The sequence below is a fragment of the Nocardioides sp. Z43_10 genome, from assembly GCF_059766615.1.
On record NZ_JCBAJY010000004.1, the window covers coordinates 279,908 to 301,146 of the forward strand.

The 21,239-nt window shown below is 72.3% G+C and carries 17 protein-coding genes and 1 pseudogene; 11 read left to right on the forward strand and 7 right to left on the reverse strand.

Annotated elements, in window-relative coordinates; genetic code table 11:
* The first annotated feature begins 5 nt into the window (after window positions 1-5).
* The 8 genes from AC6EI4_RS09645 (at window position 6) to AC6EI4_RS09680 (ending at window position 6,774) form a co-directional block, all read left to right on the forward strand.
* Entirely contained in the window at window positions 6-1,088 is a 1,083-nt protein-coding gene (locus AC6EI4_RS09645) for a FecCD family ABC transporter permease (RefSeq protein ID WP_498451311.1), read from the forward strand.
* The gene (locus AC6EI4_RS09650) at window positions 1,085-2,155 is read left to right on the forward strand and encodes a FecCD family ABC transporter permease (RefSeq protein ID WP_498451312.1); all 1,071 of its coding nucleotides are present in this window, start codon (window positions 1,085-1,087) and stop codon (window positions 2,153-2,155) included. The genes AC6EI4_RS09645 and AC6EI4_RS09650 overlap by 4 nt, the downstream gene beginning before the upstream one ends.
* A complete protein-coding gene (locus AC6EI4_RS09655; protein ID WP_498422499.1) occupies window positions 2,152-3,006 on the forward strand; it encodes an ABC transporter ATP-binding protein in 855 nt (284 codons plus the stop codon). The genes AC6EI4_RS09650 and AC6EI4_RS09655 overlap by 4 nt, the downstream gene beginning before the upstream one ends.
* 63 nt (window positions 3,007-3,069) lie before the next feature.
* Window positions 3,070-4,128, forward strand: a complete 1,059-nt coding sequence (locus tag AC6EI4_RS09660) for an iron-siderophore ABC transporter substrate-binding protein (RefSeq protein WP_498422501.1) — start codon at window positions 3,070-3,072, stop codon at window positions 4,126-4,128.
* A 143-nt stretch (window positions 4,129-4,271) separates the two neighbouring features.
* The gene (locus tag AC6EI4_RS09665) at window positions 4,272-4,439 is read left to right on the forward strand and encodes a hypothetical protein (protein WP_498422502.1); all 168 of its coding nucleotides are present in this window, start codon (window positions 4,272-4,274) and stop codon (window positions 4,437-4,439) included.
* A 31-nt stretch (window positions 4,440-4,470) separates the two neighbouring features.
* Window positions 4,471-4,977, forward strand: a complete 507-nt coding sequence (locus tag AC6EI4_RS09670; protein ID WP_498451313.1) for a PH domain-containing protein — start codon at window positions 4,471-4,473, stop codon at window positions 4,975-4,977.
* A gap of 25 nt (window positions 4,978-5,002) precedes the next feature.
* Window positions 5,003-5,491, forward strand: a complete 489-nt coding sequence (locus tag AC6EI4_RS09675; RefSeq protein WP_498422506.1) for a MarR family winged helix-turn-helix transcriptional regulator — start codon at window positions 5,003-5,005, stop codon at window positions 5,489-5,491.
* A 47-nt stretch (window positions 5,492-5,538) separates the two neighbouring features.
* Entirely contained in the window at window positions 5,539-6,774 is a 1,236-nt protein-coding gene (locus AC6EI4_RS09680) for a hypothetical protein (RefSeq protein WP_498451314.1), read from the forward strand.
* A gap of 78 nt (window positions 6,775-6,852) precedes the next feature.
* Here the strand turns inward: AC6EI4_RS09680 and AC6EI4_RS09685 are convergent, their stop codons facing one another.
* The gene (locus tag AC6EI4_RS09685) at window positions 6,853-7,968 is read right to left on the reverse strand and encodes a serine/threonine-protein kinase (protein WP_498451315.1); all 1,116 of its coding nucleotides are present in this window, start codon (window positions 7,966-7,968) and stop codon (window positions 6,853-6,855) included.
* Window positions 7,969-8,041: 73 nt separating this feature from the next.
* On the opposite strand from AC6EI4_RS09685, the gene icmA reads away from it, so the two are divergent.
* Together icmA and AC6EI4_RS09695 are read left to right on the forward strand one after the other, a co-directional pair.
* Window positions 8,042-9,799 (forward strand): coenzyme B12-dependent isobutyryl-CoA mutase large subunit, encoded by a 1,758-nt coding sequence (icmA, locus tag AC6EI4_RS09690; protein ID WP_498451316.1) that lies wholly within the window; start codon window positions 8,042-8,044, stop codon window positions 9,797-9,799.
* 28 nt (window positions 9,800-9,827) lie between these two features.
* Entirely contained in the window at window positions 9,828-10,817 is a 990-nt protein-coding gene (locus AC6EI4_RS09695; RefSeq protein ID WP_498422512.1) for a co-chaperone YbbN, read from the forward strand.
* Window positions 10,818-10,943: 126 nt separating this feature from the next.
* Here AC6EI4_RS09695 and AC6EI4_RS09700 read toward each other — a convergent pair whose 3' ends face one another.
* Window positions 10,944-11,885 (reverse strand): LysR family transcriptional regulator, encoded by a 942-nt coding sequence (locus AC6EI4_RS09700; protein ID WP_498451317.1) that lies wholly within the window; start codon window positions 11,883-11,885, stop codon window positions 10,944-10,946.
* 74 nt (window positions 11,886-11,959) lie between these two features.
* On the opposite strand from AC6EI4_RS09700, the pseudogene AC6EI4_RS09705 reads away from it, so the two are divergent.
* Window positions 11,960-12,787: pseudogene (locus AC6EI4_RS09705) on the forward strand (EamA family transporter); the annotation flags it as partial.
* Between the two features lie 42 nt (window positions 12,788-12,829).
* Here AC6EI4_RS09705 and AC6EI4_RS09710 read toward each other — a convergent pair.
* From AC6EI4_RS09710 to AC6EI4_RS09730, 5 genes are read right to left on the reverse strand one after another with little or no spacing between them, the layout of a single operon-like run.
* On the reverse strand, window positions 12,830-13,630 hold the full coding sequence (locus AC6EI4_RS09710; protein ID WP_498422515.1) for an NUDIX domain-containing protein: 801 nt from the start codon (window positions 13,628-13,630) through the stop codon (window positions 12,830-12,832).
* 51 nt (window positions 13,631-13,681) lie between these two features.
* Complete coding sequence (gene glgB, locus AC6EI4_RS09715) at window positions 13,682-15,883, reverse strand: 1,4-alpha-glucan branching protein GlgB (protein ID WP_498451318.1); 2,202 nt, start codon at window positions 15,881-15,883, stop codon at window positions 13,682-13,684.
* On the reverse strand, window positions 15,880-17,307 hold the full coding sequence (locus AC6EI4_RS09720) for a maltokinase N-terminal cap-like domain-containing protein (RefSeq protein WP_498422518.1): 1,428 nt from the start codon (window positions 17,305-17,307) through the stop codon (window positions 15,880-15,882). Before AC6EI4_RS09720 ends, glgB begins: the two co-directional genes overlap by 4 nt.
* The gene (gene treS, locus AC6EI4_RS09725; RefSeq protein ID WP_498422520.1) at window positions 17,304-19,091 is read right to left on the reverse strand and encodes a maltose alpha-D-glucosyltransferase; all 1,788 of its coding nucleotides are present in this window, start codon (window positions 19,089-19,091) and stop codon (window positions 17,304-17,306) included. The genes AC6EI4_RS09720 and treS overlap by 4 nt, the downstream gene beginning before the upstream one ends.
* The gene (locus AC6EI4_RS09730; protein WP_498451319.1) at window positions 19,088-21,097 is read right to left on the reverse strand and encodes an alpha-1,4-glucan--maltose-1-phosphate maltosyltransferase; all 2,010 of its coding nucleotides are present in this window, start codon (window positions 21,095-21,097) and stop codon (window positions 19,088-19,090) included. Before AC6EI4_RS09730 ends, treS begins: the two co-directional genes overlap by 4 nt.
* Window positions 21,098-21,239: the final 142 nt, after the last annotated feature.

Below are 21,239 nucleotides of genomic sequence, written 5' to 3' on the forward strand. Positions count from 1 at the left end.
ACCTGATGGGAACCCCTGTGACCACCCTCGACAAGCCTCGCCCGGTGCCGGAACGCGCCGCGCGGCGCGACGACGCGCTCCCCGGGCGGCGTCGCGGGACCACGGCACTGTCGCTGCTGGGACTCGCGCTGCTGCTGGTCGGGGTCTGCCTGGTCAGTCTCGCCTGGGGGACCCGCGACGTGGCCCCGGGGGCGGTGCTCGACGCCCTCCTCGCGCCCGACCTGTCCGACAACGACCACCGCGTCGTGCGCGAGCTGCGGCTGCCGCGCACGCTGGTCGGGCTGCTGGGCGGGATGGCGCTCGGCCTGGCCGGCGCGCTGATGCAGGGGCTCACCCGCAACCCGATCGCCGACCCCGGACTGCTGGGGATCAACTCGGGCGCCTCGCTCGCGGTGATCGTGGCGATCTCCGTCTTCGGCATCACCGGCGCGGCCGGCTTCATCTGGTTCGCCTTCGTGGGCGCCGCCCTGGCGGCCCTGGTCGTCTACGGCGTCGCGACGCTCGGCTGGGAGGGGCCCACCCCGGTCAAGCTGGCGCTGGTCGGCGCCGCCTTCACCGCCACCACCACCTCGCTGATCACGATGGTGCTGCTCACCGACCGCTCGGTGCTGGAGCAGTACCGCTTCTGGCAGGTCGGCTCGCTGATCAACCGCCCGCTCTCGACGGTGGCCGTGATCGCGCCGTTCCTGCTCGCCGGGATCGTGCTGACGATGCTGAGTGCCCGCTTCCTCAATGCGATGTCGCTGGGCGAGGACCTGGCCCGCGGGCTGGGCCAGCACGTCCTGCGCGGCCGGGCGATCGTCCTGCTCGCGGTGGTCCTGCTGTGCGGCGGCGCCACCGCCCTGGTCGGCCCGATCGCCTTCGTGGGCCTGATGGTCCCGCATGTGGCGCGCTTCGTGGTCGGCCCTGACTACCGCTGGATCCTGCCCTGGTCGATGCTGCTGGGGCCGGTCCTGCTGCTGTGCGCCGACATCCTCGGGCGCCTGGTGCTGCCCCACAGCGAGCTCGAGGCCGGGCTCGTCGTCGCCGTGATCGGGGCTCCGGTGCTGATCGCGCTGGTGCGCCGCTCGAAGGGGGTGGCGATGTGACCCTGCTCGAGGAGCGACCCACCGGGGTCGGCGAGCGGGAGGCGCGGCTGCTGCTGCGCAGCACCGCGCGCACCCGCCGTACCCGCCGGATCGCGGTGAACGCCGTGCTGAGCGTGCTCGCCGTGGCCACGATCCTGCTGACCCTGTCGGTCGGCGAGATGGCGGTCGGCGTCGGCGACGTCTTCGCCACCGCCCTGGGCCGCGGCGACGAGATCTCCCGCCTGGTGCTCGTGGAGTTCCGGCTGCCGCGGGTGCTGATGGCGGTGCTGGTCGGCGTCGCCTTCGCGCTGGCGGGCGGCCTGTTCCAGTCGGTGCTGCGCAACCCGCTGGCCAGCCCCGACATCATCGGGATCTCGCAGGGTGCCAGCGTCGGGGCGGTGGTCGCGCTGCTGGTGCTCGGTCTCTCGGGGCCGATGGTCTCGCTCGGCGCCCTGGTCGGCGCCGCGGTGATCGCCGGGGTGAACCTGCTGCTGGCCTCCCGCGGCGGCCTGGCCGGGCACCGCTTCGTGTTGTGCGGGATCGCGCTGGCCTTCGTGGCGAACAGCGTGCTCAGCTACGTGCTGACCCGGGTGGACGCGCGCGACGCCCAGACCGCGATGGTGTGGCTCTCCGGCTCGGTGTCCTCCGCCGAGTACGACGCGATCAGCCGGCTGACCCTCGCGCTGGTCGTGCTGGTGCCGCTCGCGCTGGTGCTGGGGCGGCCCCTGGGCATGCTCGAGATGGGCGACGAGGCGGCCAGCGCGCTCGGGGTCTCCTCGGCGAGGCTGCGGCTGGGCGCGATCGTGCTCGGCGTGGCGCTCGCCGCCGTCGCCACCGCGGCCGCCGGGCCGGTCGCGTTCGTGGCGCTCACCGCCGCTCCCATCGCCCGCCGCCTCGTCGCCGACGGTCGCCTCTCCCTGGTGGCCACCGCCCTGGTGGGCGTGGTGATCATGGTCGTCGCGGACCTGGCCGCCCAGCACCTCCTCGACGGCGTACAGCTGCCGGTCGGTGTGGTGACCGGCGTGATCGGCGGGCCCTACCTGATCTGGCTCCTCGCGAGCTCCCGTCCCCTGAGGAGGAGCGCATGAGCGCACCCACCGCCACGGCCCCCGACCGGGCCGTCGCGCCGAGCACCCCGCCGACGCTGCGCGCGGAGGGACTCGGGCTCGCCTACGACCGCCGTCAGGTCGTCGACGACCTCGACCTCGAGCTGCCCTCGGGCAAGGTCAGCGTCATCGTGGGGGCCAACGGCTGCGGCAAGTCCACCCTGTTGCGCGGTCTGGGCAGGCTGCTGCGCCCCAACCGCGGCCGGGTCCTGCTCGGCGACGAGGACATCCACCAGATGTCCGCGCGCAAGGTGGCCTCGGTGCTGGGCCTGCTCCCGCAGCAGCCGCTGGCCCCGGAGGGGATCACCGTCGGCGACCTCGTCGGGCGGGGGCGCTACCCGCACCAGGGCGTCTTCCGGCGCTGGAGCGCCGAGGACACCCGGATCGTCGCGCATGCGCTGGCGGCCACCGGGACCGGCGACATCGCCGGGCGGCGCATCGAGGAGCTCTCCGGCGGGCAGCGCCAGCGGGTGTGGATCGCGATGGCGCTGGCCCAGGAGCCGCGGATCCTGCTCCTCGACGAGCCGACGACGTACCTCGACGTCGCCCACCAGGTCGAGATCCTCGACCTGCTGGCCGAGCTCAACCACACCCGGGGCAGCACGGTGGTGATGGTCCTGCACGACCTCAACCTCGCGGCCCGCTACGCCGACCACATGGTGGTGATGGGCAACGGGGGCATCCTGTGCCAGGGCGCGCCCGGGGACATCCTCACCGTGGACACGGTGCGCGCGGCGTTCGGACTGGACTCGGTGGTCGTGCCCGACCCGGTCACCGGGGACCCGATGGTGGTGCCGCTGTCCGGGTTCCACCGTCCCTCCGTTGAACGCTAAGTTAGGATAGCCTTACCGTGCTACCAGTGGGGTGGCGCGAGTTCAGTGATCTGGAGTAAGCCCGTGTCCTTGAAGAACGCCTTTCCGCGCACGCCCGCTCGGCTGCGTCGGTCCCGCGGTCTGGTCGGCGTGGCCCTCGCGGTCTCGCTGCTGTCCCTGGCCGCGTGCGGGTCCGAGAGCGACTCCGACGATGCCCAGGGCGGCGCGGACTCCTCGGCCGCAGAGTTCGAGCCGGTCAGCATCGAGCACGTCTTCGGCAAGACCGAGATCGACGCGCAGCCCGAGCGCGTCGTGACCCTCGGCTGGGGCTCGGCCGACGCGGCCATCGCCCTGGACGTGGTGCCGGTGGCGATGCCCTCGCTGACCTACGGCGCCGACGAGAACGGCCTGATGCCGTGGACCGCCGAGGCGCTGGAGGAGAAGGGCGCCGAGACCCCCACGCTGTTCACCGAGGGCGAGGAGCCCCCCTACGAGGAGATCATCAAGGCCAAGCCCGACGTGATCCTCGCGACCTACTCCGGCATCACCGAGGCGCAGTACAAGAAGCTCTCGGCGATCGCCGACACCGTCGCCTATCCCGGCGAGGCCTGGGCGACCCCGTGGCGCGACGTCATCACCACCACCGGTGAGGCGCTGGGCAAGGCCGACGAGGCCGAGGAGCTGGTCGAGGAGATCGACGGGCAGGTCGCGACCGCGGCCGAGGAGCACCCGGAGTTCAAGGGCAAGACCATCGCCGCCATCGCCGACTTCGGCTCGCTGTACGTCTACACCAGCGACGACCCGCGCGTGCAGTTCCTCGAGGACCTCGGCTTCGAGGTCGCACCGAGCGTCGACAAGCTCGAGACCGGCGAGGACACCTTCTTCTACACGATCTCCTACGAGGAGTCCGACAAGCTGACCTCCGACGTGCTGGTCTCCTACGCCGACAGCGAGGAACAGGCCGCCAAGGTGCGCGACTCGGCCTCCACCAAGGCCATGCAGCAGGCCAAGAACGGCACCATCGCCGAGATCACCGGCGCGCCGCTCGTGGCGTCGATCTCGCCGCCCACCGCGCTGTCGCTGACCTGGGGCCTCGACGACTTCGTCACCGCGCTCTCCGAGGCGGCCAACAAGGTCTCCTGACCCTCCACTCCGTTCCACGCGGACGCCCAGGACCGTCTCAGGTCCTGGGCGTTCGTCGTCCCCGGGCGCGCCTGCGCGGGTGCGGGGTCGCGGGCTGCTAGAAATATGACGACCCATGCCCGCGGACACAGGACGGACCAGCCATGAACGCCAAGAAGGCGGTGCTCGCCCTCCTCGTCGTGCTCCTCGGGTACTGGATGGTCAACGACCCCCAGGGTCTCGCCGACTTCGCCCGCACCGGCGGCTCCGAGGGCTGGGGCGGCCTGAGCAGCGCCTTCGAGGCGATCATCGCCTTCGTCGGCGCGTTCTGAGACGGGCCCTGTCGTGGGTCTCCTCCGGGCGGTGACCGACCCGAACATCGCCAAGCACCTCCTGCGCGAGGAGGGCGAGGTGATCGTCGACGAGGTCCGCCACCACTGGGTGGCCTACGTCCTGCCGGCGCTGGAGGGGCTGCTCGCCCTGGCGCTGCTGGTGGCGCTCCCGTTCGTCGACGCGGACCTGGCCTGGCTCCCCTTCCTGCTCGTCGTCGCGCTGGTGGCGCACGGCGGCTGGCGCGCGCTGGGCGAGCACATGGACCGCTTCGTGATCACCAACATGCGGGTCTTCCGGGTGCACGGGGTCCTGTCCCAGCAGCTGGCCACGATGCCGCTGACCCGGATCCTGGACATCACCGTCGCCAAGCCGCTGCACGGGCGGATCCTCGGCTTCGGTCACTTCTGCTTCGAGTCCGCGGCCCAGGAGCAGGGCCTGCGCGACATCCGGTACGTCGGGCGCCCCGACGAGCGAGACCTCTCGATCCAGCGGGTGGTGCAGCGATCGGGCCTGCGTGGGCCTCGCACGGTGAACTGATGAGCCACCCCGGCGGCACCCGGCGATGACCCTGCCCTTCGACCCGATCGACGAGGCGGCCCGCCAGTGGGGCCTGCGCTGGTCCGGCGTGCCCGCCATGCACGCCGTCACCTCCCTGATGCGGGTCCAGCAGCTGGTGATCGCGCGCCTGGATGCGATCCTCAAGCCGCACGGGCTGACCTTCGCGCGCTACGAGGCGCTGGTCCTGCTGGTCTTCTCCACGCGTGGCTCGCTACCGCTCGGCAAGATGGGGGAGCGGCTCCAGGTGCACCCGACCTCGGTCACCTCGATCGTGAACCGGCTCGAGGCCGCCGGGCTCGTCGTACGGCGCCAGCATCCCGACGACGGGCGTGCCGTGCTGGCCGAGATCACCGAGGCCGGCCGCGCCGTGGTGGAGGCGGCCACCCGCGACCTCGTCGAGGCCGACTTCGCGCTCGGGGCCCTGGACGAGGACGCCTTGGGCGAGCTGTCGACGCTGCTGCGCCCGGTCCGCTCCGCCGCCGGCGACTTCTGAGGGCTCCGGTGCTCCGGGACGCGACGCCTGCACTAAGGTCAGCCAGCATGATCATGGGGACCGCCGGCTCGGCTCGGGCTGCTCGACTCGCCGGCGCGCTCGCCGTACTGGCCGCGGTGGTGTGCGTCCCGGCGCCGGCACAGGCCGCCGACGACCCGCAGCTGCCGGGCGAGGAGACCGCGACCAGCACCGACCTCGGCGCACCCACCGACCTCACCGCCGGCACCTGGCGCTTCGACGTGGAGGGCCCCGACGAGCCGCGCTGGTTCCGGGTGCCGCGGACGATCCCGGGCAGCACCGTGCACGCCTCGGTGCTGGCCCCGGCCGCCGAGGGCGACGCCGTGGACCTGGTGATCGCCACGCCGGACGGCGACTCCTGCGCCCAGGGCAGCGCCCGCGCGCCGTTCTCCTGGGGATGGCTGATGGACACCCAGGCCCGGGTGGGGCCCGAGGTCGACCCGGACGGCACCGGGACGGCCGAGGACGAGGACCCCTGCCTGGCCGCGAAGTCGCTGCTGGTCGCGGTCGGACGCGCCAGCACCGCGGAGGGCACCGGGCGGCTGCCGGTGAGCCTGCGCCTGGTCGAGGAGGCTCCGGTGAAGAGCCTCGAGGGGCTGCCCGAGACCGAGGAGGCGCCCGAGTTCCGGGCGCCGGACGTGTCGGGGGAGCCCAGCGACGCCGAGGCCGCGCCCGGGCTCGTCGACGTCCCGGAGATCGGCACGGGGATCCACCGCGGGACCCTGTCCAGCGGTGAGGACGACGTCCGCCGGATCTCCCTGGAGTGGGGGCAGCACGCCCTGGTCCGGGTGGTCAGTCCCCGGGTGGCAGAGGACGTCGCCGAGGACCTCCCGGACGGCCTGCCCGACCTGCGCCTGGCGGTCCGCGGACCGCTGCTGTCCGCCGTGACCGACCCGGTGGACCGGACGCTCTCGTCGAGCAGCGTGACCACGCTGGAGGCCGTGGTCGGCCCGGTGGAGTACCTGCAGCGCGCCGCCGACGGTCCGTACCTGCCCGGCGACCACTTCGTGGTGGTGACGGCCGAAGGCGTCGACGGCGACCCGCTCGAGGTGGACTACACCCTCCAGGTCGAGGTGGTCGGGGAGCCCGACGCGGCGCCGGCGTACACCGAGGACGACCCGTTCGTGCTCGGCGACGGGGAGACGGCGCGGCTGGTGGGCTACGACGTCGGTCGCAGCCTGGTGCGGACGCTGAGCGCCGGAGCGCTCGCGGTGCTGGGGCTCGGCAGCCTGGGCGCCGGGGTCGTGCTGCTGCGCCGCCGCTGAGGCGGCGCTCAGCCGAGCACGCTCAGCCGAGCACGCTCAGCCGAGCACGCTCAGCCGAGCACGCTCAGCCCAGCACCTTCAGCCCAGCGCCACCAGCAGGGCGGCCACCAGCAGGACCAGGCCCAGCGCCAGCAGCGCGAGGCCGGGGACTGCGCTGCCCCGGGGCCGCGGACTCGCGCCGGCGGTCTCCACCGGTTGCTCCACGCGGGTGGGCGCGGGCAGGACCGAGGTGGCCGGCGAGCGGGTGGGGGCATCGGGGAGTCGGACCGCCCGGGTGGGGGCGCTCGCGGTCAGGCCGGCGGCGGCCGGCTCCGGCGTGGAGGCCGGCTCCGGAGCGGGGGTGGGGGAGCCGGGACCGAAGTGGTCGCGGACCTCGACGTCGTCCCCGTCCTGCGGTGCGAACGCGGACAGTCCGAGCTCGGACAGCTCGGCGCGCAGCTGTGCGGCCGTGGAGTGCCGATCGTCGGGGTTCTGGGCGTTCGCGCGCAGGAGCACGGCGACCAGCCGCTCGACGAGCTCGCGCGGCTGGGGGAGGACCTCGGGCGCGGGCGCGACCAGGGGGTCCGGGCTCGCCGCGGGGCGCGTGCCGGTCAACATCTCGAGTCCGACCACCGCGACCGCGTAGAGGTCCTGGCGCGGGTCGGGGTGGGCGCCGTGCCACTGCTCGGGGGCCATGTAGCCGGGCGTGCCGATGGCCATCGAGGCGTGCGTCATCCGGGGCTGGTCGGTCGGCGCGGCGATCCCGAAGTCGGTCAGCCGCAGCTGGGGCAGCCCTCGGCCGGTGGGCTCGAGGAGGAGGTTCGCCGGCTTCACGTCGCGGTGCACGATGCCGGCCGCGTGGACCGCCTCGAGGGCCTGCAGGGTCTGGTCGAGGAGAACCCCTACCCAGCGCACCGGCAGCGGGCCCTGCTCCTTGAGCAGGTCGGCGACCGAGCCGCCGCGCACCAGCGGCATCGTGAACAGCACCCGGTCGTCCATCCCGGCCCAGGACAGCGGGGTGACCACGTGGCGGTGGTCGATGCGCACCGACTGCTCGCGCACGAAGCGCAGCAGCGAGGAGGCGTCGGACTGGCGCAGGATCTTGGCGATCTTGACCTCGCCGTCGGCTCGGTCGTGGATCAGCCAGACCGACCCCATGCCGCCCTCGGCGACCGGGTCGAGCAGCTCGTAGCGTCCCGCGAAGATCTCACCCACGGGGAGCACCCTAAGGCCATCGGTCTCGGCAGACCCCTGGATGTATTTAGTAGGACGTCCTAGTATCTGGCGTATGAGCGACTCCTCCCGTGACCTGAACCACGCCTCGAGCGGCGAGCCCGGTGCCGCGTCCGGCCGCGCCCGCTGGCAGGCCAGGTACGACGCCTCCCGGGTGCGCGAGGCCGACTTCACCACCCTGTCGGGCGTGCCGGTCGACGCGGCGTACGGCACGGAGGACTCGGAGTGGCCCGGCGAGTTCCCCTTCACCCGCGGCCTGCACCCGACCGGGTACCGCGGCCGGACCTGGACCATCCGCCAGTTCGCCGGCTTCGGCAACGCGCAGCAGACCAACGAGCGCTACCGGATGATCCTGGGCCGCGGCGGGGGCGGGCTCTCGGTGGCCTTCGACATGCCCACGCTGATGGGCCACGACTCCGACAGCCCCAAGGCGCTGGGAGAGGTCGGCCACTGCGGCGTCGCCATCGACAGCGCCGCGGACATGGAGACGCTCTTCGACTCCATCCCGCTGGGCGAGGTGACGACGTCGATGACGATCAGCGGGCCGGCCGTCCCGGTCTTCTGCATGTACCTGGTCGCCGCCGAGCGTCAGGGCATCGACCCCGGCGTGCTCAACGGGACCCTGCAGACCGACATCTTCAAGGAGTACATCGCCCAGAAGGAGTGGCTCTTCGCGCCCGAGCCGCACCTGCGCCTGATCGGCGACCTGATGGAGCACTGCTCGCGCGACATCCCGGCCTACAAGCCGCTCTCGGTCTCCGGCTACCACATCCGTGAGGCGGGCTCGACGGCCGCGCAGGAGCTCGCCTACACGCTCGCGGACGGGTTCGGCTACGTCGAGCTCGGCCTCTCCCGCGGGCTCGACGTGGACGTCTTCGCGCCGGGGCTGTCGTTCTTCTTCGACGCCCACCTGGACTTCTTCGAGGAGATCGCGAAGTTCCGCGCCGCCCGCCGGATCTGGGCCCGCTGGATGCGTGACGTCTACGGCGCGAAGACCGAGAAGGCGCAGTGGATGCGGTTCCACACCCAGACCGCCGGCGTCTCGCTGACCGCGCAGCAGCCCTACAACAACGTGGTGCGCACCGGCATCGAGGCGCTCGCGGCGGTCCTGGGCGGCACCAACTCGCTGCACACCAACGCCCTGGACGAGACGCTGGCGCTGCCCTCCGAGCAGGCCGCGGAGATCGCGCTGCGCACCCAGCAGGTGATCATGGAGGAGACCGGCGTCGCGAACGTCGCCGACCCGCTCGGCGGCTCCTGGTATGTCGAGGCGTTGACCGACCGGATCGAGGCCGAGGCGAACGCGATCTTCGACCGGATCCTGGCGATGGGCGGCTCGACGCTGACCCACGCCGACTCCGACGGGCTCGCCCAGACCATGCGCCAGGCCACCGGCGAGGCCGAGGCGGGGGTGTGGCCGATGACGCGCGGCATCCTGCGCGGCATCGAGGAGGGCTGGTTCATGTCCGAGATCGCCGAGGCCGCGTTCCAGTACCAGGTGGCGCTGGAGAAGGGCGACAAGCGGGTGGTGGGCGTCAACTGCCACCAGGACTCGGTCACCCACGACCTGGAGATCCTGCGGGTCTCGCACGAGGTCGAGGTCGAGCAGGTCCGGCTGCTCGCCGAGCGCAGGGCTGCGCGCGACGCCGCGGCCGTGGAGTCCGCGCTGACCCGGATGGTCGAGGTGGCGCGCACCACCGAGAACATCATCCCGGCGATGCTCGACGCGGTCCGGGTGGAGGCCACGCTGGGGGAGATCTGCGACGCCCTGCGCGCCGAGTGGGGCGAATACCGCGAGCCTGCGCGGTTCTAGTCGTGGTGCTTGGGGGAAGATGGGCACCATGACCCAGCAGCCGTTCACCCGCCCTGGAGCGATCGACCTGTCCGCCCTCAAGCGCCCGGCGCCCGCACCGTCCGCCGCAGCCCCCGGCGGCGTCCCCGGTGCAGCCGGTGGCGCCCCCGCAGGCATGGCCGGTGGTGCCCCCGCCGGCGCGCCCGGCGGCGGCTCGGCGTACGCCGTCCCGATCAGCGAGCAGAACTTCCAGCAGGTCCTCGAGACCTCGATGACCGCCCCGGTCCTGCTGGTGTTCTTCTCGCGCACCCGGATGCCGGAGAGCGGCCAGCTCGCCGACGACCTCGAGACGCTCTCGGGGGAGTTCGAGGGCCGCTTCCTGGTCGGGCTGGTCGACATCGACGCCGCGCCGGCGATCGCCCAGGCCATGCAGATCCCGTCCATCCCGCTGGTGGTGGCCGTCGTCGACGGTCGCCCGATGCCGCTGCTGCAGGACCCGCTGCCGATCGACGAGCTGCGCACCGCGCTGACCCAGGTCGCCCAGCAGCTCACCGCGCAGGGCGTGGCCGGGCGACACCAGCCGCGCGCGGTCGGCCCGGTGGCCGACGGCGACGAGGAGCCGCAGCTCGACCCGCGCTACGCCCCGGCGCAGGACGCGCTGGCCGACGGGGACATCGACCGTGCGGTCGCCGAGTACCAGAAGCTCGTCGACGCCAACCCGGCCGACACCGAGGCCGCGGCCGGGCTGGCGATGGCCAAGGTGCTGCAGCGCACCCAGGGCGTCGACCTGAACGCCGCCCGCACGGCGGCCGCCGAGGCGCCCGACGACGTCGATGCGCAGACGATGGTGGCCGACCTCGATCTGCTGGGGGGACACGTCGACGACGCGTTCAACCGCCTCGTCGAGCTGGTGCGCCGTACCTCCGGCGACGAGCGCGACCGCGCCCGCCAGCACCTGATCGGGCTCTTCGCCGCCGTCGGCAACGACGACTCCCGCGTCATCAAGGGCCGCCAGAACCTCGCCTCCGCCCTCTTCTGACCCCCCACCCCGCCGCGCCGCGCCGCGCTCCGCGCGTCCCGCGCGCGCCGTACCCCGCCGCTGTAACGCGGGGTTATGTCCACTGGAGCAGCGTTATTTCGCTGTGGCAGTAGGCATAACCCCGCGTTACAAGCGGGATGTGGCGTCGGGGGGCGGCGCGGGGGCGGGGGCGGGGCAGGGCGTGGGCGGGAGGGCGGTGAGGAAGGCGCGTACGGCGGGGGAGGTGGCCATGCTGCGGCGGGGCAGGGCCAGCACGTCCCGGGTCGGCACGGGGTCGTGGGCCGGTACGGCGCACAGGCCGGCCGGCAGCTCCGAGCGCCCGAGGCGCGGGATCAGCGCGATGCCGAGACCGGCCTCGACCAGGGCCACGTGCGAGTGGAACTCCAGCGACTCGTGGGCGATCAGCGGCAGCCGGCCGGTGCCGTCGTACATCCGGGTCAGCCACTGACGGCAGATCGTGCCCTGCGGCGTCGCGATCCAGCGCTCGTCGACGAGGTCGGCCGGTGTCACCCGCTCGCGCGCGGCCAAGGGGTGGTCCGCCGCCACGATCACGTCCGCGACGTCGCGTGTCACCGGGGTCGTCTCCAGGTGGTTGGGGACCGCGATCGGGACGTCGCCCCAGCGGTGCACGATCGCCACGTCGCTGCGACCGTCGGCCACCAGCTCGACGGCGTCCCAGGGCTCGCGCTCGGTGAGGGAGACGGTGAGCGCCGGGTGCTCGCGCTGCACCGTGCGTACGGCGGGCGCGACCAGGCCGCGCGTCGCGGTGGAGAACGCGGTGACGCGCAGGTGACCGGTCACGGTGCCGGCGCCCGCGTGCAGGTCGGCCTCGATCTTCTCCAGGTCGGTGAGCAGCCGGGCGCCGGACTCGACCAGCTGTCGGCCGGGAGCGGTGAGCAGCACCCCGCGTCCCACCCGCTCCAGCAGCGGCACCCCGGCCTGGCGCTCGAGACGCTTGACCTGCTGGGAGACCGCGCTGGGGGTGTAGCCCAGCGCCGCGGCGGCGGCGACCACCGAGCCGTGGGTGGCGACGGCGCGCAGGGAGATCAGGGCGGCGAGGTCGATCATGAAGCAACGCTACAAGAAGACATGTAGATCAGTGCGCTGGTGCTTCGTGGTCGGTGGGCCCCAGACTCGTCCGTGTGACTGCACGAGACTCCCTCCTGGCCGCCCTGGTCGCCACCATCTGGGGCTTCAACTTCGTGGTGATCGACTGGGGGATGGCAGACGTGCCGCCGCTGCTGTTCGTGGCGCTGCGCTTCGGTCTCGTGGTCTTCCCCGCGGTCCTGCTGGTCCCACGCCCCGCCGCGCCGTGGAGGACCGTCGCCGCCGTCGGGGTGTTCATGTCGTTGGGACAGTTCGGCCTGCTCTACGTCGCCATGCACGCCGGGCTGCCGCCCGGTCTCGCGGCGCTGGTCCTCCAGGCCCAGGTCATCTTCACGATCGTGATCGCCGCCGGGGTGCTGGGGGAGCGCCCCACTCGCGGGCAGGTCGCCGGCGTGCTCCTGGGCTCGGGCGGCCTGGTCGTGGTCGCCCTCGGCCGTGGTGGCGACGTGCCGTTGGCTGCCCTGCTGCTGTGCCTGGCCGGCGCGCTGTCCTGGGGCATCGGCAACGTCGTCTCGCGGGCGTCCGGGATCGCCGGCGGGCTCTCGCTGACGGTGTGGTCGGCCGTCGTGGTGCCGGTCCCGCTGCTCGCGCTCTCCCTGCTGCTCGACGGCCCGGCCACCGTCGGGGCGGCGCTGGTCGGGCTGAGCCCGCAGGCGGTGCTCTCGACGCTGTACACCGCGGGGCTGGCCTCGCTGGTCGGCTACGGCATCTTCAACGCGCTGCTCTCGCGCAACCCGCCGGCGGCGGTGGTGCCGTGGGTGCTGCTGGCGCCCGTGGTGGCGATGACCTCGGCCTGGCTGCTGTTGGGCGAGCAGCCCAACCGCGCGGAGGTCGGCGGAGGCGGGCTGCTGCTGGTCGGCGTGCTGGTCGCGCTGCGCCCGGGGTTCGGGCGGCCCCGCAGGGACCTAGTTGCCGGACTCAGTGTAGGCGGGGGAGTCGCCGGGGCCGGCCTGGCGCAGGGCGGCCTCGACCCGGCGGGCGGTGAAGTCCGCGCACCGCTCCCTGACCTCGTCGAGGGTGCAGAACGCCGCTGAGCGGATCTCGCGCTCCTCGCGAACGACGCGCTCCAGCATGCTCGAGGGGTGGCGCCCCCCGTCGAAGACCAGGCACAGCGCGTCGTCCCAGCCGCTCCACGCGGGCAGCCAGTCGGTGAGCAGCAGCGGCCCGGCCGGGATCGTCAGCCCGAGCTCCTCCTCGATCTCCCGGCTCACCGCCAGCTGCGGGGACTCGCCCACCTCGACCACGCCGCCGGGCAGGTCCCAGTCCCGCTTGTAGGTGAGCTGGCACAGCAGCACCCGGTCCTGCTCGTCGCGCACCAGCATCTGGCTGATCGCCCGCTTGCGCGGCAGGAACGAGTTGAGCAGCTCGCGGAACCCCTCGGGGCGATCGGCCGGCACGTCGGAGGCGAGCCGGGCGAAGACGACCAGGTCCACGGTGCCGCCGTCGCGGGGCACCCCGCGCATCACGCCCTCGCGGCGCAGCCCGGCCCAGGTGGCGATGCGCAGCGCGGCCTCGTCGTCGGGGGGGATCAGCGTCTCCACCCGGAGGTGGCCGGCGAGCAGCGCCTCGACCTCACGGCGTACGACGTCGACGGCGGCCGAGCCGTGCGCGGTCAGCGACGGCTCCCAGCTGATGCGGGCGATGCCCTCGGCGACCACCGCCACGTGCAGGGTCGGCTGGCCCGGGAGGGACGACGGGTCGGTCACGCAGTCACCCTAGCCGTCCCTCCCGCGCCCACGCGCGAAGCCGTCACGTGCTCAGCGACGGCGCCGGAACCAGACCGTCGCGAGCGGCGGGATGACCACGTCGGCATGCGCCGGGTGGCCGGACCACTCGCCCTCGACGGCCTCGATCGCGCCCAGGTTGCCGACGCCGGAGCCGGTGTAGCCCTCCGCGTCGGTGTTGAGCACCTCGTCCCAGGTGCCCGCCTCGGGCAGCCCGAGACGGAAGCCCTCGTGCGGCACGGCCGAGAAGTTCGCCACGCAGACCAGGTCCGGCGCACCGGGCGCCCGGCGCACGAACGAGAACACGTTGCGCCCGGCGTCGTTGGCGTCGATCCAGGCGAAGGTCGACGCGTCGTTGTCGGCGGCGTAGAGGGCGGGGGAGTCGCGGTAGACGGTGTTCAGGTCGCGGACCAGGTCGCGCATCCCGCGGTGCTCGGGGTGGTCGAGCAGCCACCAGTCGAGCTCGCGGGCCTCGGCCCACTCCGACTCCTGACCCAGCTCGACGCCCATGAACACCAGCTGCTTGCCGGGGTGGGCCCACATGAACCCGAGGTAGGCGCGCATGTTGGCCAGCTGGCGCCAGCGGTCCCCGGGCATCTTGCGCAGCAGCGAGCCCTTGCCGTGCACGACCTCGTCGTGGCTGATCGGCAGCACGTAGTTCTCGGAGAACGCGTAGACCAGCGAGAACGTCATCTGGGCGTGGTGGTAGGCGCGGTGCACCGGGTCGTGCTCGACGTAGCCCAGCGAGTCGTGCATCCAGCCCATGTTCCACTTGAAGCCGAAGCCCAGCCCGCCCTCGCTGGTCGGGGCGGTGACGCCGGGCCAGGAGGTGGACTCCTCGGCGATGGTCATCGCCCCCGGCACCCGCTTGTCGACGGTGGCGTTCATCTCCTGCAGGAACTGCATCGCCTCGAGGTTCTCGCGGCCCCCGTGCACGTTGGGGGTCCACTCGCCCGGCTCGCGGCTGTAGTCGAGGTAGAGCATCGAAGCGACCGCATCCACGCGCAGCCCGTCGATGTGGTACTCCTCGAGCCAGTACAGCGCGTTGGCGACCAGGAAGTTGCGCACCTCGCGGCGACCGAAGTTGAAGACGTAGGTGCCCCAGTCGGGGTGCTCGCCCCGGCTCGGGTTGGGGTCCTCGTAGAGCGGCGTGCCGTCGAAGCGGGCCAGCGCGAACTCGTCCTTGGGGAAGTGCGCCGGCACCCAGTCGACGATGACGCCGATGCCGGCCTGGTGCAGCCGGTCCACCAGATGGCGGAAGCCGTCGGGGTCGCCGAGCCGCGCGGTCGGGGCGAAGTACGACGTGACCTGGTAGCCCCACGACCCGCCGAAGGGGTGCTCCATCACCGGCATGAACTCGACGTGGGTGAACCCGAGCTCGGTGAGGTAGGGCACCAGCACGTCGGCGAGCTGGCGGTAGTCGAGGGTCTCGCCCTGCCAGCCCTTGCGCCACGAGGCGAGGTGCATCTCGTAGACCGACATCGGCTCGGCGACGTGACGCCGCTCGGGACGCGAGGCCATCCAGGCGTCGTCGGACCAGGAGTAGGAGGAGTCGAAGACCACCGACGACGTCAGCGGCGGCACCTCGGTGTGGAAGGCCATCGGGTCGGCCTTCTCCCGCCAGACGCCGTCGGCACCCAGGATCGCGAACTTGTAGCGGGTGCCGGAGCCGATGTCGGGGACGAACAGCTCCCACACGCCGGAGACGCCGAGCTGGCGCATCGGGTGCTCGCGGCCGTCCCAGCCGTTGAAGTCGCCCTTGAGGCGCACGCCGCGGGCCGAGGGCGCCCAGACGGCGAACGACGTGCCGGTGATCCCGGCGGGGTAGTGGCGCACCTTCGCGCCGAGGACCTCCCAGAGGTTCTCGTGGCGGCCCTCGTTGATCAGGTGCAGGTCGGTGGGGCCCAGCGTCGGCAGGAACCGGTAGGGGTCGTCGAGGACCACCGGCTCGGCGTCGTAGGAGACCACCACCCGGTAGTCGGGGACCTCCTCGACCGGCAGCACGCCGGCCCAGATGCCCTCGTACTCGTGCACCAGCCGGGTCTCGGTGCCCTGGTGGCCGATCACGACGCTGGAGGCCAGCGGCTTGAAGACCCGGACCGTGACGCCGCCGTCGTGCGGGTGGGCGCCGAGCACGGCGTGCGGGTCTCCGTGCGCGCCCTCGATGAGCAGGTCGAGCTCCTCGCGGGGCACCGGCTTGAGCGCGGCGGTGGAGGCGGGGGTCTCGTCGGTCATGATGTGGCTCCGATCCGGGCGACGGCAGCGAGGGGGATGGACACCCACGCCGGTCTGTTTCGGGTCTCGTAGACGGTCTCGTAGACGGCCTTGTCCGCGACGTACGCCGCGAGCAGGGTCTGCTCGCCGGCGGAGAGGTCGCGACCGGCGTAGGCCTGCAGGAAGGCGTTGCGGTTGTGCTCGGACCACTCCTCGGCGCGGTAGGCGCGCTGGTGGTCGTCGTTGGCGTCGCCCTCGCCGAGGGTGCGCTCGACCACGCGCGGCGCGTAGTCGAAGGAGCGCAGCATCCCGGCGACGTCGCGCCATGGCGAGTCCGGCAGCATCCGCTCGGCGAGCGGCTTGGCGGGCTCGCCCTCGAAGTCGACGATCTTCCAGCCCTTGCTGGTGCGCAGGGTCTGGCCCAGGTGCAGGTCGCAGTGCACCCGCTGGACGGGCACGTCGTCGAGCTCGCCGAGCCTGGCGTACGCCGCGCGCAGGCCCTCGGCGTACGGCTCGAGGCCGGGCACGATCGTCAGCGCCTCGTCCAGGCGCCGGCTCATCGCGGCCCCGAGCTCGGCCATCTGCGCGGAGCTGCGCCGCTCGACGGGGAAGTGCTCGGCGAGGTCCGCGTGCACCTCGGCCAGCGCCACCCCGAGCCGCGCGGCCTCGGCGGCGAAGTCGCCGCCCACCTCGTAGGCGTGCAGGTCAGCCTCGGCGAAGAGGTTGCGCACGCTGGCCAGGGCGAGGTCCCAGCCGTCGCTGGCGGTGCGCAGGAACTGCTGCAGCATCGCCAGCTGGATGACGGAGTCGGCGGCCTCGTCGTGGATGTCGAGCCAGCCGTAGAGCGCGGCCACGTGGTCGGAGCCGGTGCGGGTGAGCACCTCGTGGATCGCGATGTCGGGGTTGACCCCCGGGGTCACCTTGCGGAAGACCTTCATCAGCGAGTCCTCGCCGAAGGCCACCGACGAGTTGGACTGCTCCCCGCTGAACAGCGTGGAGTGCCCACTCAGGTCGAGGTCGTGCCCGGGCAGGCGGTGGAAGGCCAGCGGGCTGTCGGGGTCGACGGTGCGGGTGGCCGCCAGGTCGAAGGAGCGCAGCCAGGACGCCATCGCGTCGTGGTCGTGGACCGCGTCGTAGGCGTGCACCTCGCCGAGGCCGAGGTCGGGCTCGGCCCAGGTGCCGACCAGCGCGTGCTCGAGGCGCTCCTGCGGCTCGGGGTAGAAGGCCAGCGGGACCTGGTACATCTCGCGGCGCTCCTCGCCGCCCTCGGTCCCGTCGGTGTAGTCGACGACGACGAGGTCGATGACCACCCGCGGGCCGCCCTCCACGCCGCCGGGCACCTCGCCGAGTCGCCGGATCTGCGTGACCGTGAAGGCGCGGCCCTTGCCGCCGAACCAGCGCGACCTTTCCAGGAACGGGACCATGACGTCCGTGGGACCGGTCATGTCGACGCTCCCTCCTCCGCCGAAGCGGGCTTGGTGAGACGGAACCAGTAGAAGCCGTAGGCGCCGAGGGTCAGCAGGTAGGGCAGCTCGCCGACGGGCGGGAAGGGCACCCCGCCGAGCAGCTCGACGGGCTGGTAGCCCTCGAAGCGGCGCAGGTCCAGCTCGACCGGCTGGGGGAAGCGCGAGAGGTTGTTGACGCACACGATGGTGTCGGTGCGCCCGTTCTCGTCGGTGTGCTCGCGGGCGTAGGAGAGCACGCTGGGGTTGGACCCGCCCAGGTCGGCGAAGGTGCCGAGGCCGAACGCCGCGTGCTTGCGGCGGGCGTGGATCATCCGGCGCGTCCAGTGCAGCAGCGAGGAGGAGTTCTCCAGCTGCGCCTCGACGTTGACGCTCTGGTAGCCGTAGACCGGGTCCTGGACCAGCGGCAGGTGCAGCTTGCCCGGCGTGGCCACCGAGAAGCCGGCGTTGCGGTCCGGGGTCCACTGCATCGGGGTGCGCACCCCGTCGCGGTCACCGAGCCAGATGTTGTCGCCCATCCCGATCTCGTCGCCGTAGTACAGCACCGGCGAGCCCGGCAGGGAGAGCAGCAGCGCGGTGAACAGCTCCATCTGGTTGATGTCGTTGTCCAGCAGCGGCGCCAGCCGGCGGCGGATGCCGATGTTGGCCTTCATCCGCGGGTCCTTGGCGTACTCGCCCCACATGTAGTCGCGGTCCTCGTCGGTGACCATCTCGAGGGTGAGCTCGTCGTGGTTGCGCAGGAAGATGCCCCACTGGCAGTTGTGCGGGATCGCCGGGGTCTGCTCGAGGATCTCCGAGATCGGGAAGCGCGACTCGCGGCGCACCGCCATGAAGATGCGCGGCATCACCGGGAAGTGGAAGCACATGTGGCACTCGTCGCCACCGGACTCGAAGTCGCCGAAGTAGTCCACGACATCGGCGGGCCACTGGTTGGCCTCGGCCAGCAGCACCCGGCCGGGGTACTTCTCGTCGACGAAGCGGCGCACCATCCGCAGGAACTCGTGGGTCTCGGGGAGGTTCTCGCCGTTGGTGCCGGGACGCTCGTAGAGGTAGGGGACCGCGTCCAGGCGGAACCCGTCCAGGCCCATGTCGAGCCAGAAGGACAACGCCTCCAGCATCGCCTCGTGGACCTTGGGGTTGTCGAAGTTGAGGTCGGGCTGGTGGCTGAAGAAGCGGTGCCAGAAGTACTGCTGGCGCACCGGGTCCCAGGTCCAGTTCGACGGCTCGGTGTCGACGAAGATGATCCGCGCGTCCTCGTAGAGCTCGTCGGAGTCCGACCAGACGTAGAAGTCGCCGTAGGGGCCCTCGGGGTCCTCGCGGCTCGCCTGGAACCACGGGTGCTGGTCGCTGGTGTGGTTCATGACGAAGTCGATGATCACGCGGATGCCGCGCTTGTGCGCCTCGTCGAGGAAGTGGTGGAAGTCCTCGATCGTGCCCACCTCGGGGAGGACCCCGGTGTAGTCGGCGACGTCGTAGCCGCCGTCGCGCAGCGGGCTGGGGAAGAACGGCGGCACCCACAGGCAGTCGACGCCGAGCCACTGGAGGTAGTCCAGCTTCTCGGTCAGGCCCTTGAAGTCGCCGGTGCCGTCGCCGTTGGAGTCGCGGAACGAGCGGACCAGCACCTCGTAGAAGACGGCCGTCTTGAACCAGTCGGGGGTGTCACCCCCGGCGAAGAGCGCGTTGTCGGCGGCGGTGGTGCCCGCGGCTGGGTCGGCGGTGACGGCGGGATCGCCGGTCGTGGATCCGGATGACGCGGGCTCGATCAACGGGGCCTCCTGACAGTGAGGATGTGGGCGGGCTCGTAGGACGGGTCGAGGCGCACGTAATTGTGCGCGCCCCAGGTCCAGGTCTCGTCGGTGAGCTCGTCGTGGACGTGGAAGGAGTCGTGCCACTCCATTCCGAGGGCGGGCAGGTCGAGGTGGACGGTCGTCTCGCGGGTGCCGTGCGGGTCGACGTTGACCACGACGATGACCAGGTCCTCCTCAGCGTCCGCCTGGGCGGCGGACCCCGCGGGCGGGGACTGCTTGGAGAAGACCAGGACGTTCTCGTCGTCGCTGTGGTGGATCACCACGTTGCGCAGCTGCTGCAGTGCCGGGTGGGCGCGGCGGATCGCGTTGAGCCGGGTGAGGTACGGCGCGAGCGTGCGGCCCTGCGCCTCGGCGCCCTCCCAGTCCCGGACCCGGATCTGGAACTTCTCCGAGTCGAGGTACTCCTCGCTGCCCGGCTTGAGCGCCACGTGCTCGTAGAGCTCGAAGCCGGCGTAGACGCCCCAGCTCGGCGAGCCGGTGGCCGCGATCGCAGCCCGGATCTTGAACGCCGCCGGCCCGCCGTACTGCAGGTAGGCGTGCAGGATGTCGGGGGTGTTCACGAAGAAGTTCGGCCGCAGCAGGTGTGCGGACTCCTCGGACAGCTCGCGCAGGTACTCCTCGAGCTCCCACTTGGCGTTGCGCCAGGTGAAGTAGGTGTAGCTCTGGTGGAAGCCGACCGAGCCGAGCGCGTGCATCATCGCCGGGCGGGTGAACGCCTCGGAGAGGAACAGCACGTCGGGGTCGGTGCTGCGGATCTCCTTGAGCAGCCGCTCCCAGAAGGCCACCGGCTTGGTGTGCGGGTTGTCGACGCGGAAGATCCGCACCCCGTGATCCATCCAGTGGCGCACCACCCGCAGCACCTCGGCGTAGATGCCCTCGGGGTCGTTGTCGAAGTTGATCGGGTAGATGTCCTGGTACTTCTTCGGCGGATTCTCCGCGTAGGCGATGGACCCGTCCGCGCGGGTCGTGAAGAACTCCGGGTGCGCGCTGACCCAGGGGTGGTCCGGGGCCGCCTGCAGCGCCAGGTCCAGCGCCACCTCGAGGCCGAGCTCGTCGGCGCGCGCGACGAAGTCGTCGAAGTCGTCGATGGTCCCCAGGTCCGGGTGCACGGCGTCGTGGCCGCCGTGCCGGCTGCCGATCGCCCACGGCGAGCCCGGGTCGTCGGGGCCGGGGGTGAGGGTGTTGTTGGGGCCCTTGCGGTTGACCTCGCCGATCGGGTGGATGGGCGGCAGATAGACCACGTCGAAGCCCATCGCGGCGACCGCGTCGAGGCGCTTCGCGGCGGTGGTGAAGGTGCCGCTGACGACCTTGCCGGTGGCCGGGTCGTGGTAGGCGCCCTCGGAGCGCGGGAAGAGCTCGTACCAGCTGCCGAAGAGCGCTCGGGAGCGGTCGGCGTAGAGGGGGAAGGGGCCCTCGAGGGTGACCAGGTCGCGCAGCGGGTTGGCCGCGAACACCTCGTCGAGCTCGGGGGACTGCAGCGCGGCGAGGCGGGCCCCCTCCGGGCGGGCGGTGTCGGTGGCCGCGTCGATCGCGGAGCGCAGCACCTCGCGCTGGCCGTCACCGGCGGGCAGGTCGGCGAGGATGCGCTCGCACAGCAGCCGCGCCTCGGTGAACATCAGCTCCACGTCCACGCCGGCCGGGATCTTCAGGCCCGCGTCGTGCTGCCAGGTGGCCAGGGGGTCGGACCAGGCCTGGATGGCGAAGGTCCACGGCCCCTCGGCGTCGGGCGTGACCCACGCCTCGTAGCGATCGGGGGTCTCGGGATCGGGGCTGGGTGCCATCCGCACCGGGGGGCGGCGTACGCCGTCGGGTCCGGTGAGGACCACCTCGGCGCCGAGCTTGTCGTGGCCCTCGCGGAACACCGTGGCGGTGACCGGGAAGGGCTCGTGGAGGGTTGCCTTGGCTGGCTGACGGCCCAGATCGACCAGAGGCATGACGTTCATGACGGGGATGCGTCCGACCATTTGTCCAACCTAGCGGTCTGTGGTGACAGGGCAGCAACACCGGGGGGCGGCGCCGGGCGTGGGGCGCCGGGTCGGGCCTGCGGTGCTGCGCAGGGAGTGGTTCCCCGTTCCTTGGTCGTTACACACCATTCGCGGGATTCGG

Bases quoted from the DNA above. Each gene is read 5' to 3' on its own strand.
- AC6EI4_RS09645 (WP_498451311.1), top strand. From the start codon at position 6: ATGGGAACCCCTGTGACCACCCTCGACAAGCCTCGCCCGGTGCCGGAA.
- AC6EI4_RS09730 (WP_498451319.1), bottom strand. From the start codon at position 21,097: ATGGTCGGACGCATCCCCGTCATGAACGTCATGCCTCTGGTCGATCTG.
- AC6EI4_RS09695 (WP_498422512.1), top strand. From the start codon at position 9,828: ATGACCCAGCAGCCGTTCACCCGCCCTGGAGCGATCGACCTGTCCGCC.
- AC6EI4_RS09680 (WP_498451314.1), top strand. From the start codon at position 5,539: ATGATCATGGGGACCGCCGGCTCGGCTCGGGCTGCTCGACTCGCCGGC.
- glgB (WP_498451318.1), bottom strand. From the start codon at position 15,883: ATGACCGACGAGACCCCCGCCTCCACCGCCGCGCTCAAGCCGGTGCCC.
- AC6EI4_RS09720 (WP_498422518.1), bottom strand. From the start codon at position 17,307: ATGACCGGTCCCACGGACGTCATGGTCCCGTTCCTGGAAAGGTCGCGC.
- icmA (WP_498451316.1), top strand. From the start codon at position 8,042: ATGAGCGACTCCTCCCGTGACCTGAACCACGCCTCGAGCGGCGAGCCC.
- AC6EI4_RS09700 (WP_498451317.1), bottom strand. From the start codon at position 11,885: ATGATCGACCTCGCCGCCCTGATCTCCCTGCGCGCCGTCGCCACCCAC.
- AC6EI4_RS09665 (WP_498422502.1), top strand. From the start codon at position 4,272: ATGAACGCCAAGAAGGCGGTGCTCGCCCTCCTCGTCGTGCTCCTCGGG.
- AC6EI4_RS09675 (WP_498422506.1), top strand. From the start codon at position 5,003: ATGACCCTGCCCTTCGACCCGATCGACGAGGCGGCCCGCCAGTGGGGC.
- AC6EI4_RS09655 (WP_498422499.1), top strand. From the start codon at position 2,152: ATGAGCGCACCCACCGCCACGGCCCCCGACCGGGCCGTCGCGCCGAGC.